Origin of the sequence: Cellulomonas cellasea (assembly GCF_006538745.1) — a bacterium.
Taxonomy (GTDB): Bacteria; Actinomycetota; Actinomycetes; order Actinomycetales; family Cellulomonadaceae; genus Cellulomonas_A; species Cellulomonas_A cellasea.
This window is the reverse complement of sequence record NZ_BJLR01000017.1, coordinates 1-12353: the sequence shown is the minus strand read 5'-3', so window position 1 is coordinate 12353 and position 12353 is coordinate 1. Positions and strand designations below refer to the sequence as shown.

Here is a 12353-nt window from a genome sequence, read left to right as displayed (position 1 = left end):
CCAGCCGCGCGCCGGGGACCGCCTGCGCGCCGAGAGTTCGTCCGCCCGTCACCGCGTCGTCACCGGCGTGGTGCGGAACGGCGGGTGCCCGCGGACGCGCGCCGCGCGTGGTCACCCCCGGCGCAGCTCCCGCACGGTGCCGGGCCCATCGCCCGAGACCGCCCCGCTGTCGACGTGCGTGAACCCCTCGGCGGTCAGGCCGTCGAGGAACCGGCCGCTGAGCTTGCGAGGTGCGCGGACGAGCGCGACGTCGCTGCCGTCGGCCTGGTGCTGCTGGCGCGCGGTGAGCACGTCGGCGGCGGGCGTGCCCTCGGCGTAGAGGACGGCGACGCGGCGGCTCGTGCTCGGCGCGTCGGGCACGAGGTCGATGATCCGCTCGAAGCCGATCGAGAACCCGCACGCCGGGACGTCGCGCCCGAGCCACTTGCCGACGACCGAGTCGTACCGCCCGCCGCCCGCGACGGAACCGGCGGAAGAGGGGTGCGTCATCTCGAAGATGGGCCCGGTGTAGTAGCCCATGCCGCGCACGAGCGAGACGTCGAACGCGACGTCGGCCCACGGCGCGAGCTTCGCGACGGTCGCCACGATCTCCGGGAGGTCGTAGAGGCTGACCTGGACGTCGGTGCCGTCGACCGTGAACGTGCCGTCGCGCAGCGGGGCGTCGTCGAGCCCGGTCTGGGCCTGCAGCGCGGTGACCGACGCGAGGAGCCGCTCGACGGTCTCCCCGGAGGCGAGCCCGCGGCCCTCGATCTCGGCGGCGACGCCCGAGGCCCCGATCTTGTCGAGCTTGTCGAGCGCGATGAGCGTCTCGGCGGACCGCTCGGGCGCGATGCCGACGGCCGCGAGCAGGTCGAGCAGGATGCGCCGGTCGTTGATGCGCAGCGTGATGCCCTCGGCGAGCCCGAGGTCCTCGAACGCGGCGAGCGTCGCGACGATGAGGTCCATCTCGGCGATCGTGCCGGGCTCGCCGATGATGTCGATGTCGACCTGCGTGAACTGGCGGTAGCGGCCCTTCTGCGGGCGCTCGGCGCGCCACACCGGGCCGGTCTGCAGCGCGCGGAACACGGCTGGCAGCTCGGCGGCGTGCGACGCGTAGAACCGGGTCAGCGGCACGGTGAGGTCGTAGCGCAGAGCGAGGTCGACCGCCTCGGCGGGGTTCACGGGGGTGCCGGGCTCGAGGCCGCGCTTCATGATCTGGAAGAGCATCGACTCGTTCTCGCCGCCCTGGTTCGAGCGCAGCCGCTCGATGGGCTCGACCGCGGGGGTCTCGATCTCGGTGAACCCGAACCGGCGGTACGTCGAGCGGATCGAGCCGAGGACGCGCTCCCGCTTCTCCTTCTCCGCGGGCAGGACGTCACGCATGCCGCGTGCGGGAACAGCTGCTCTGGCCATGACCGCCAGGGTACCGGCGGCGGCACCGACCCCCGGCGCCGCCCCTGGTCCGGCCGCCGGCGCGAACCGGGGCGGGACGAGGGCGACCGTGGGGTCAGAGACCCATCTCGAGCTCGGGCTGCGGACGCCCGAGCAGGTAGCCCTGCACGAGCCCGCAGCCGACCTCGCGCAGCGCCGCGAGCTGCTCGATCTCCTCGACGCCCTCCGCGACGACGCCGATCCCCAGGTCGCTCGCGAGCGAGAGGACCGCGCGCACGACGGCGAGCGACGCGTCGTCGTCGGGCAGCGCCATGATGAACGTGCGGTCGATCTTGATCTGGTCGACGGGCAGCGCCTGGATCCACGCGAGCGTCGAGTAGCCGGTGCCGAAGTCGTCCAGGGAGATCTTCACGCCCATCTGCCGCAGCTCGCCGAGCCGCTCGACCGCGCCGGGGATGTCGACGAGCGAGCGGCTCTCGACGATCTCGAGGTGGAGCTGGTCCGGGGTGATCTCGTTCGCGGTCAGCGCGCTGCGCACCGCAGGCAGGAGGCGCGGGTCGACGAGGGTCGCCCCGGCGAGGTTCACCGCGACGTGCATCGGGCGGCCCGACTCCTCGCACCAGCCCGCGAGCGTGCGGCACGCGGCGCCGAGCGCCCACAGGTCCAGGTCGGTCACGAGGCCGGCCTCCTCCGCGAGCGGCAGGAACGCACCGGGCGCGAGCAGCCCGAGGCGCGGGTGGGCCCACCGCAGCAGCGCCTCGCCGCCGACGACGTCGCCCGCCTCGGACGGCCCCGACACGTCGACGACGGGCTGGAAGAACAGCCGGAGCTGGTCGTTGGTGATCGCGCTGGACAGCTCGGCCTCGAGCGAGGGGACGACGCCGCGCTTGACCAGCCCCCCGGCGACCGCGACCTGGTTCCGCCCGCGCTGCTTCGCCTGGTACATCGCGGAGTCGGCGGACGCGAGGAGCTTGTCGCCGCGCCCGTCGGGCCCGGTGTGCAGCGAGATGCCGATGCTCGCGGTGATCCGCAGCTCCCGGCCGTCGATGCGGAACGGCTTGTCGAGCGACTCGATGATGTCGAGCGCGATCCCGACCGCGTGGTCCTCGCCCGAGACGCTCGGGAGGACGACGGCGAACTCGTCGCCGCTCAGCCGCCCGAGCACGTCGCCGTCGCGCACCCGCTCGCGCAGCCGCGCGCCGACCTGCCGCAGGAGCTCGTCGCCCGCGGCGTGGCCGAACCCGTCGTTGACGTACTTGAACCGGTCGAGGTCGCAGAACAGCACCGCGACGGTCCGGTCCTCGGGGGTCGCGCGCAGGCAGTCGTCCAGCGCACGGGCGAACAGCACGCGGTTCGGCAGGCCCGTGAGCGCGTCGTGCTGCGACTGGTGGTGCACGGTCGCGAGCAGCCGGGCGTTCTCGAGCGCGGTCGCCGCCTGGTCGCTCAGGCCCTCGAGCCGGGTCAGCGCCTCGGCGAGCCCGGGCGTCCCGACCATGGACCGCGGCCAGCTCGCGGTCGCGATGCCCATGAGCGAGTCGCCCGCGAGCAGCGGCACGACGATCGCGGACCGGGCGCCGACGCCGCGCAGCAGGCCCGCGACGACGGGGCTCGCGGTGGCGACGTCGAGCACCATCGGCTCGCGGCGCGTGATGAGGCCGGCGAGCTCCGGGACGTTGTCCATGTGGATCGTGGCGTTCGCGAGCACCTGGGACTCGTGCGGCTCGTGCCCGTGCGAGGCGACGGATCGCAGCGACCCGGTCGCGGCGTCCCACAGCATGACGCCCGCACCCCGGCACCCCACGATGCCCGGCATCGCCTGCGCGACGACCGTCGCGGCGGCGAGGGTGTCCCGGGCGCCGGCGAGCGCGTGCGCCAGGGCCAGCAGCGCGGTGGCGCGCCTGGCCTCCCGGCGGCTGTCCTCGAGCGCGGTCAGCAGGTCGAGCGCCGCGGCGGCGTGCCGGGCGTAGGCCTCGAGCAGGTGCCGGTCCTGGTCGAGCGCGCGCTGCCCGGGCCCGAACACCGCCGCGAGCTTCCCGTGCGCGTGGCGCGTCGAGGCGACGTCGACGACGACCGCCCGCGCCCCGAGGTCGTCCCCGCGGCGCATCGCCTCCGCGAGGTCCCGCGCCTCGTCCGGGTCGAGGCCGCTCGAGCGCACCACCGGCTCGTCGCCGTCCCGCCCCTCGACGACAAGGAGGTACGCCGGCGCGAGCAGCGCGCTCGCGGCCCGGTCCGTGATCCGCTCGAGCACCGCGCCGACGTCGTCGCTGCTGACGAGGTCCGACGCCGCGAGCTGGAGGTCCTCGAGCTGGGCCCGCAGCGCGCCGAGCTCGACGCTCTCCTGACCGCGCCGCCGGAGCGGCGCGAACCGCCGGTAGCGGGGCCAGCGGATCGTGTAGACGCAGTGCGGGTGCCCGTCCGACTGGCACGCGGGGTGCCCGACGGCGGCCGCGGGCAGGTCGAACAGGCGCGGCACCGACGAGATGAGCCCCCGCGCGTAGTCGCAGTCGAGGCGCGAGTGCGCGTAGCCGTCGTGCAGCCGGTAGTGGACCGTGGCGGACGTCGCGTCGAGACGGACGATCCGCATCGTCGAGGTCGACGTGAACTTCGAGACGGCGCGGGGCAGCTGGCGGTACACCTCGCGCGGGCTGCCGAGCGTGCGCAGGAGCAGCACGAGCGCGTGGTCGAGGCCGTTGGCGATGGCCGTGGCGCCGACGTCGAACATCGTGCGCGGGTCGCCGAGCACGTCGACCGCGGCGTGGAACAGCCGGATCCGCGTCTCGTAGCTGATCCAGTGCCCCATGTCGCCGACGTGCGCCGCGAGCTCGGGGACGCCCGCGCGCTCGAGGACCTCCTGCACCGCGGCGTCACCGCCCTGCGCGCGGACGTGCCGGAACAGCAGGGTCGTCGTCCCGCCTGACGTCTCGCGCTCTCCGGTGGTCTCCATCGCGCCAGGCCCATCGGCCCCGGCCGGGGAAGTTCAAGGGCTCGACGTCCCGGGTCGGGGGTGAAGCGGCGATCTCACCCGTGCCACCCGGCCGTCGGGCCTGTGCCACCCGGCCGTCGGGCCCGTGACGCGCCGCCGTCGCGGCCGTGACGCGCCGCAGCGCGGCCGCCCGGGCTGGGGGCGACCGCGCTGCGGGTCGGTGTCCGGGGGTGCGTCAGGCGGGCGAGCCGACCGCCGCGACGCCCGAGTCCTCGGTCGGTGCCGGCTCGTCGCCCGCGGCCGGGTCGCCCGTGACCGGCCCGGTCGTCGGCGTCTGGCGGGCGACCGAGCCCGCGGGCAGCTGCTTCTCCGGCACGGGGGCGTCGCCCGACGCGCGCTGGACCCGGTAGTGCGCGCGCGCCTCGTCCTGCCGCTCCCGCTCGGCGCCCGACGCGATCGCCGCGCGCACGTGCTCCGGCCCGTACCCGAACGCGTCGACGAGGTCCTGCGCGTGCGGCCGGAGCCGCGCGAGCAGGCGGTCGATGTACGACGTCACGGTCCGCGCCCGGCCGGCCGACATCCGGCCGTTGATGAGGTACCAGGCGAGGTTGCGCTCGACGAGGCTCAGCCCGAACAGGTCGCGCAGCCACGTGAGCACCTGGCGCGTGCCCGGGTCCTGCGTGCGCGCGACCGCCGTCGTGAACGCCTCCCACTGGATGAGCTCGGCGTGCGCCCGCGCGGTCTCGATGAGCTCGTGCTGGTGGGCGTTGAACAGCGCCGCAGCGTCCTGGCGCGACGAGCGCGACGCGGGGCGCAGCGCCTGCGCGAGGTCCGCCACCATCGTCTCGACGCGGTCCGTGAGCAGCTCGCGCTGCGTCGCGGTCTCGCGCAGCTGCCCCGCGGACCGGCGGGCGTCGCCGGCGTCGGTCAGCGTCTGGACCGCGCGCAGCAGCGGCGTGCGGTGCAGCGCGGCGTCGGCGGCGCGGCCCGCGACGTACCGGGCGACGGCGCTCGCGTCGACGTCCTTGAACGCCTTGGCGTAGTCCGCGAGCAGGCGCTTCGCGACGAGCTGGAGCAGGACCGTGTTGTCGCCCTCGAACGTCACGTAGACGTCCATGTCGGCGCGCAGCGACACGAGCCGGTTCTCGGTGAGGAAGCCCGCACCGCCGCACGCCTCGCGCGCCGTCTGCAGCGCGTCGAGCGCGAGCCACGTCGACTTCGGCTTGAGCGCCGCCGCGAGGGTCTCGAGGTCCTGGCGCTTCTCCTCGGTGTCCTCGCGACCCGAGAACACGTCGTCGAACGCGCTCAGCAGGTGCTCGTGCGCGAACGCCGACGCGTACGTCTCCGCGAGCAGCGGCAGCAGCCGGCGCTGGTGCTCCGCGTAGTCGAGCAGCACGGTCTCCTCGGTGTCCGAGGCCCCCGTGAACTGCCGGCGCTGGTTGCCGTACGTGACCGCGGTGATCAGGGCGACCTTCGCGACGTTGACCGCCGCGCCGTCGAGCGACACGCGCCCCTGCACGAGCGTGCCGAGCATCGTGAAGAACCGGCGGCCGGGGCTCGCGATCGGCGAGGAGTAGGTGCCGTCCTCCGCGACGTCGCCGTAGCGGTTGAGCAGGTTCGCGCGCGGGACGCGCACGTGCGTGAAGTGCAGGCGCCCGTTGTCGATGCCGTTGAGGCCGCCCTTGAGCCCGTCGTCCTCGCCCCCGACGCCCGGCAGGAACTCACCGGTCTGCGGGTCGCGGATCGGCACGTACAGCGCGTGCACGCCGCGGTTCACGGGCCGGCCACCCTCGCCGTCGGGCGTGATCAGCTGCGCGAACACGACCGCCGCGGTGCCGTGCTGCGCGGCGTTGCCCAGGTAGTCCTTCCACGCCGCGCGGAACGGGGTGTGCAGGTCGAACTCCTGCGTGGCCGGGTCGTACGTCGCCGTCGTGCCGATCGAGGCGACGTCCGAGCCGTGCCCCGTCTCGGTCATCGCGAACGCGCCCGGGACGTCGACCGACATGGCGCCGGGCAGCAGGCGCGCGTGGTGGTCGGCCGTGCCCAGGTGCATGATCGCGGACGCGAACAGCCCCCACTGGACGCCGGCCTTGATCTGCAGCGACGGGTCCGCGACCACGAGCTCCTCGAACCGCGACAGGCTCCCGCCGTGGTCCGACCGGCCGCCGAGCACCTCGGGGAACGCGCGCAGCACGTCCGCCTCGGCCGCGAGCAGCCTGAGCTGGCCCAGGACCCGCTCGCGGTGCTCGGCCATCGACTGGCCCTCGATGCGGTGGAACCGCGGGTCGGCGGCGACCGCGCGCGCACCACGGCGCAGCTCGGCGTACCGGCCCAGGAGCTGCTCGCCGAGCGCGGCGACGTCGACGGCCGGCGTGGCGGCGGGCTGAGGGCCGGCCGGGCGGGCGGGGCGGGCGGCCGGGCGGTCGGTCGTGGCGGTCATCGGGACTCCTCGGTCGGGGTGTGAGGTGCGGGCGCGGGGCCGGCGTCGGGGATGGTGGCGTCGGGCGCTGGGGTGCTCGTTGCGGTGGTGCTGTCGGGCGCTGTGGTGCCGTCGGGTGCTGCGGTGCCGTCGGGCGCCGTCGGGCCGTCGGGGTCGGGGGCGGGCTCGGCGGCGGACGGGCGGTCGGGGGCGCGCGTCCGCTCCCGGGCGAGCAGGCCGACGGGACCGGCCCACAGCCACGCGGCGACGGACGCGGTGAGCACCTCGCGCGTCGGGGAGCCCGGCGTGCCGCGGTGCGCGAGCCAGCGCTCGCCCGCGCCGCGCACGAACCCGACGGCACCCGCGGCCCACGCCTCGGCGAGCGCGAGCTGCGCGGGGTCGGGGCCGCCGTCGTCGTCCGCGAGCGCCCGGGCGAACGGGGCGGCGACGAGCGCGGTCACGGAGTCGAGGAAGTGCCCCAGCGGGCCGCCGGACTCGACCGAGCCGTCGCGCGTCACGAACGCGTAGACGTGCGGGGAGTGCTCGATCATCTCGAGGTAGACGGCGACCATGCCGCGCAGCCCGTCGCGCGGGGTCGGGGCGATCCGCAGCACGGCCTCGAGCGCGCCCTGGATCTGCAGAACGACGGCCTCGGCGACGGCGATCTGCAGCCCGGTCTTGTCGCTGAAGTAGCGGTAGACGATCGACTTCGAGGTGCCCGCGGCGGCAGCGATCTCCTCCATCGAGACGTCGGGCCCCTGGTGGTGGACGGTGCGGCGCGCGACGCGCACGAGCTCCGCGCGGCGGGCCTCGCGGTGGTCGGCCCAGCGGGTCGAGCGACCGTCGGGCGCGGGCTCGCCGCCGAGGACCGGGCGCACGGACTCGTCGGCGCGGCGGTAGCGGTCGGCCTCGGGCGGGGCCGACGCGGGGCGCTGCGGCTGCTGGCCGGGGCGGACGGTGCGCAGGGGGTTCGCGCCGAGGGGACGCGGCTCGCGCACCGTCGGGGACGACGGTGCGCGGCGGTCCGTCGGCGTCGACGGGTCGGGTGTGACCGGGCTCACGAAACCGACGGTATCAGGTACTGTGGGTTCTGGACATAGCACGGCGCGTCCCGCGGGACCCGGGACCGACGTCCCGCGGGCCTCACGGGGCGCGGGGCACGGCACCGAGGTACTGCAACCGGAGCGCTGCACCACGCAGCTCCGCACGCGGCTCGACGCACGACCGCACGACCGCACGACCCGAGACCGACTCAGCGACGACGCGAGAGGAACGCCATGGCAGCCACCGGCTCCCCGGCCCCCACCCCCAGGACCGACGCCTCCCCCCGCCGCGCGCTCGTGCTCGGCGGCAACCGCATCCCGTTCGCGCGGGCCGGCGGCAAGTACGTCCGCGCGAGCAACCAGGACATGCTCACGGCCGCGCTCGACGGGCTCGTCGCCCGGTACGGGCTGCAGGGCGAGCGCGTCGGCGAGGTCGCCGCGGGCGCCGTGCTCAAGCACAGCCGCGACTTCAACCTCACGCGCGAGTCGGTGCTCGGCTCCGCGCTGTCCAACGAGACCCCGGCGTTCGACCTCCAGCAGGCGTGCGCGACGGGGCTCGAGACCGTGGTGCTGCTCGCCAACAAGATCCGCCTCGGGCAGATCGAGTCCGGGATCGCCGGCGGCGTCGACTCCACGTCGGACGCCCCGATCGCCGTGAGCGACCGCCTGCGCCGCGTGCTGCTCGACCTGTCGCGCGCCAAGAGCCCCCAGCAGAAGCTCGCGGCGCTCGCCCGGCTGCGCCCCGGCGACCTCGCGCCGTCGGTCCCCCGCACGTCCGAGCCGCGCACCGGGCTGTCGATGGGCGAGCACCAGGCGCTCACGACCGCCGAGTGGGGCATCACGCGCGAGGCGCAGGACGAGATCGCGCTGCTCAGCCACCAGCGCCTCGCCGCCGCGTGGGACGCCGGGTTCTTCGACGACCTCGTGACCCCGTACCGCGGGCTCACGCGCGACGCGAACCTGCGCGCCGACACCTCGCTCGAGAAGCTCGCGACGCTGAAGCCGACGTTCGGGCTGACGCTCGACACGCCCGCGACCATGACCGCCGGCAACTCCACGCCGCTGACCGACGGCGCGTCGACCGTGCTGCTCGGCTCGCAGGAGTGGGCCGACGCGCACGACCTCACGCCGCTCGCGAGCGTCGTCGACGCCGAGACCGCGGCCGTCGACTTCGTGCACGGCGTCGACGGGCTGCTCACCGCCGGGGTGTTCGCCGCGCCGCGACTGCTGGCGCGCCACGGGCTCACGCTCGACGACATGGACTACGTCGAGATCCACGAGGCGTTCGCCGCGACCGTCGCGGTGACGCTCGGTGCGTGGGAGTCCGACGAGTTCTGCCGCACCCGCCTGGGCCTCGACGGCCCGCTCGGCAAGGTCGACCGCAGCCGCGTCAACGTGCACGGGTCGTCGCTCGCCGCCGGGCACCCGTTCGCCGCGACCGGCGGCCGCATCGTCGCGACGGTCTCCAAGGAGCTCGCGCGTCGCAAGGCCGCGAACGGCGACGACCGGCCCGTGCGGGCCCTCATCTCGGTGTGCGCCGCGGGCGGCATCGGCGTGACCGCGATCCTGGAGGCAGCGTGACCGACACCTACCTGAACCTCGTCAACTCGGGGTTCACGAAGAAGATCGCGAAGCAGCTCGGGCTGCCCCGGCCCGTGCCGCTGCGGCGCCACCAGCCCGGCCGACCGCTCGTCGACGGCCCGGTCCTCGTGCTCGGCACCGGGCAGGACGCCGACACGGTCGCGCACGTGCTCGCGGGCACGGCGTCCTCCGCCGCAACGGACGCCAGGGCAGCCGACGCGACGCTGCTCGCGCCCGGCTGGGACCTCGACGTGCGCCGCCACGCCGCGCAGGGCGAGCGGTACGCCGCCGTCGTGCTCGTGCTGACCGAGCTCACGCACCCCGACGAGCTCGCCGCACCCGTGCTCGCGCTCGGGTCGACGCTCAAGGCCCTCGCGCCGCACGCGCGCGTCGTCACGGTCTCGCGGCCCGCGACGCCCGACGACGGCCCCGCGGTCGCCGCCGCGCGCCAGGGCGTCGACGGGATCCTGCGCTCGGTCGCCAAGGAGCTCCGCACCGGGGCGACGGGCAACGGCGTGGTGGTCGCGGACGGCGTCCCGGTCACCGCACCGAGCGTCCTCGGCGCGCTGCGCTTCTTTCTGTCGGCCCGCTCGGCGTTCGTCGACGGCCAGCTGCTCGCCGTCGACAGCGACGGCGGGTCGCTGCCGCTCGACTGGGACCGGCCGCTCGACGGCAAGGTCGCGGTCGTGACCGGCGCCGCGCGCGGCATCGGCGCGGCCATCGCCGAGACTCTCGCGCGTGACGGCGCGACCGTCGTCGCGGTCGACATCCCCGCGGCGGGCGAGCAGCTCGCGGCCGTCGCCAACAAGGTCCGCGGCACCGCGCTGCAGCTCGACGTGACCGCCGAGGACGCCGGGACGCGCATCCTCGAGCACGCGCAGGCCCGGCACGGGCGGCTCGACATCGTCGTCCACAACGCCGGCATCACGCGCGACAAGCTCCTGGTCAACATGACGCCCGACCGGTGGGACCCGATCATCGCGGTCAACATCGCCGCGCAGCTGCGGATCAACGAGCAGCTGCTCACGTCCGGCGACTTCACGGCCGAGCCGCGGATCGTCGCGCTCGCGTCGACGTCCGGCATCGCGGGCAACCGCGGCCAGACGAACTACGCGGCGTCCAAGGGCGGCGTCGTCGGCATGGTCCGCGCCACCGCTCCCCTGCTGACGGCGTTCGGGGGGACGGCCAACGCCGTCGCACCCGGGTTCATCGAGACGGACATGACGGCGAAGATCCCGGCCGTCACGCGGCAGGTCGCGCGGCGGCTCAACTCGCTGCAGCAGGGCGGCCAGCCCGTCGACGTCGCGGAGACCGTCGCGTTCCTCGCGTCGCCGCAGGCCGGCGGGGTCGTCGGGCGCACCCTGCGGGTGTGCGGGCAGAACCTGGTGGGCCAGTGACCGCTGCGGGCGGGACCTCCCCGGGCGTCGCGGACCTGCGCCGCGAGGAGGTCGTGCTCCCGGGGGTGCCGTCGCTCGGGCGGCTCTACGCGCGCGGCGCCGCGGCGTCCGGGCGGCTCGTGCTCGCGCGGCGGTTCGGGCGCGGCCCGGTCGACCTGCCCGAGGTCGCGTACGTCGTCGCCGGAGTCCAGGCCGACGCGGCGCACCTCACCGCCTACCAGCACCTGCTCGGCGAGACCGCGTCGGACGTGCTGCCGGCCGGGTTCGTGCACGTGCTCGCGTTCCCCGTCGCGACCGCGGTCATGGCCCGGCCCGACTTCCCGCTGCCGCTCGCCGGGCTCGTGCACCTCGCGAACGAGATCACCCAGCACGTGCCGCTGCGGCTCGGGCAGGCCGTCGACGTGCGGGCGTGGGCCCAGGGGCTCGCGGCGCACCGCACCGGGACGACCGTCGAGCTCGTGACCGAGGTCCGGCTCGCCGGCCCGGCGCGCGAGCTGCGCGAGGGTCCGGTCGCGTGGCGTGGGGTCTCGACGTACCTCGCGAAGGGCACGCACCTCGTGCGCGGGGGCGCGGGGGACGACGGCGGCGCGGGAGTGGCCGACGGGGTCGAGGGGACCGGCGGGGCCGACGGGCGTAGCGGCAGCGGGTCCGGTGCCCGGCCGGCGTTCGTGGCGCCGGTGCCGACCGCCCGCTGGGAGCTCGACGCCGGCACCGGGCGCCGGTATGCGGCCGTCTCGGGGGACCGCAACCCGATCCACCTCTCCGCGGTCTCCGCGAAGGCGCTCGGCTTCCCGCGCGCGATCGCCCACGGGATGGACACCGCGGCGCGCGCGCTCGCGACGGTCGGTGCCGAGCGGGGCGACGCCTTCACCTGGTCCGTCGAGTTCGCCAAGCCCGTGCTGCTGCCGGGCTCGGTCGCGGTGCGGGTCGCCGCGGACGACGGACCCGGCGGCGGCTGGACGTACGCGGGCTGGCACCCGCGGAGCGGCAAGGTGCACCTCACGGGGTCGGTCCGGCCGCTCTGACTCGGCGCACCGGCAGGCCCCCGCCCGAGCACCTCGGTCGGGGGCCCGCGGGCGCCGTCCTGCACTCACCCTCCGGGCGATGCTCAAGCGGGGAGCCGCACGCGCCGAAGAACCTGCGTACGCAGGACGGCGGCGGAGGGCTCAGGGATGTCGATGCACGGCACGGAAAGCGCGGCGAGCGTCACCACGCCCGAGCCCGGCTGGTACCCCGACCCCGACCCCGCCGGCAGCGGCGTCCGGTGGTGGGACGGCCACGGGTGGACCGAGCACGTGAGCGCGCCGCCGGAGCCCGCGGGCGTCACCGCGCCCGACCCCGGGTTCGCCCCTCTCGACGACCCCGCCGCGCGGAGGTCCTCCGGCTCGGGCAGCGGCGCGACGGGTGCGCCGGGTGGGCACTCGCAGCTCAGCGGGCAGCCTGGCTTCGGCAGGCAGCCCGGCTTCGGTGACCAGCCAGCCCCCGGCGGGCAGTCGCAGTTCGGCGCGCAGCCGGGACTCGGCGCGCAGTCGCAGTTCGGCGGACAGTCCCAGCTCGGCGGACAGTCGCAGTTCGGCGGGCAGCCCGGCGGCGGAGGGCAGTCGCAGTTCGGGAGCCGG

8 protein-coding genes are annotated in these 12353 nt (G+C 75.7%); 4 read left to right on the top strand and 4 right to left on the bottom strand.

The genetic code is table 11. The annotated features are described in order from the left end of the window. Nucleotides 1–111 precede the first annotated feature (111 nt). The 4 genes from CCE01nite_RS08870 to CCE01nite_RS08855 all read right to left on the bottom strand — a co-directional run bounded on the left by CCE01nite_RS08870 (nucleotide 112) and on the right by CCE01nite_RS08855 (nucleotide 7774). Entirely contained in the window at nucleotides 112–1392 is a 1281-nt protein-coding gene (locus CCE01nite_RS08870) for a histidine--tRNA ligase (protein WP_052103705.1), read from the bottom strand. Nucleotides 1393–1486: 94 nt separating this feature from the next. Further along, entirely contained in the window at nucleotides 1487–4315 is a 2829-nt protein-coding gene (locus tag CCE01nite_RS08865; RefSeq protein ID WP_169743986.1) for a putative bifunctional diguanylate cyclase/phosphodiesterase, read from the bottom strand. A gap of 214 nt (nucleotides 4316–4529) precedes the next feature. Next, nucleotides 4530–6734, bottom strand: a complete 2205-nt coding sequence (locus CCE01nite_RS08860; RefSeq protein ID WP_084142519.1) for an acyl-CoA dehydrogenase family protein — start codon at nucleotides 6732–6734, stop codon at nucleotides 4530–4532. Further along, nucleotides 6731–7774: a TetR/AcrR family transcriptional regulator gene (locus tag CCE01nite_RS08855; protein WP_246056379.1), complete on the bottom strand. Its 1044-nt coding sequence runs from the start codon at nucleotides 7772–7774 to the stop codon at nucleotides 6731–6733. Before CCE01nite_RS08855 ends, CCE01nite_RS08860 begins: the two co-directional genes overlap by 4 nt. Before the next feature lie 216 nt (nucleotides 7775–7990). Between CCE01nite_RS08855 and CCE01nite_RS08850 the strand changes: the two genes are divergently transcribed. The 4 genes from CCE01nite_RS08850 to CCE01nite_RS22070 all read left to right on the top strand — a co-directional run. Continuing rightward, nucleotides 7991–9337 carry an acetyl-CoA C-acetyltransferase gene (locus CCE01nite_RS08850; RefSeq protein ID WP_034633205.1) on the top strand — a complete coding sequence of 449 codons (1347 nt, stop codon included), beginning with the start codon at nucleotides 7991–7993 and terminating at the stop codon, nucleotides 9335–9337. Continuing rightward, nucleotides 9334–10734 (top strand): 3-oxoacyl-ACP reductase, encoded by a 1401-nt coding sequence (locus tag CCE01nite_RS08845; protein ID WP_034633208.1) that lies wholly within the window; start codon nucleotides 9334–9336, stop codon nucleotides 10732–10734. Before CCE01nite_RS08850 ends, CCE01nite_RS08845 begins: the two co-directional genes overlap by 4 nt. Continuing rightward, the gene (locus tag CCE01nite_RS08840; protein ID WP_052104340.1) at nucleotides 10731–11759 is read left to right on the top strand and encodes a MaoC/PaaZ C-terminal domain-containing protein; all 1029 of its coding nucleotides are present in this window, start codon (nucleotides 10731–10733) and stop codon (nucleotides 11757–11759) included. The genes CCE01nite_RS08845 and CCE01nite_RS08840 overlap by 4 nt, the downstream gene beginning before the upstream one ends. A gap of 153 nt (nucleotides 11760–11912) precedes the next feature. Further along, the coding region (locus CCE01nite_RS22070; RefSeq protein WP_170223957.1) for a DUF2510 domain-containing protein at nucleotides 11913–12353 on the top strand (441 nt) is incomplete at its 3' end.

Excerpts from the sequence above, each read along its gene's own strand:
- CCE01nite_RS08865 (WP_169743986.1), bottom strand. The coding sequence starts at position 4,315 with ATGGAGACCACCGGAGAGCGCGAGACGTCAGGCGGGACGACGACCCTG.
- CCE01nite_RS08850 (WP_034633205.1), top strand. The coding sequence starts at position 7,991 with ATGGCAGCCACCGGCTCCCCGGCCCCCACCCCCAGGACCGACGCCTCC.
- CCE01nite_RS08870 (WP_052103705.1), bottom strand. The coding sequence starts at position 1,392 with ATGGCCAGAGCAGCTGTTCCCGCACGCGGCATGCGTGACGTCCTGCCC.
- CCE01nite_RS08860 (WP_084142519.1), bottom strand. The coding sequence starts at position 6,734 with ATGACCGCCACGACCGACCGCCCGGCCGCCCGCCCCGCCCGCCCGGCC.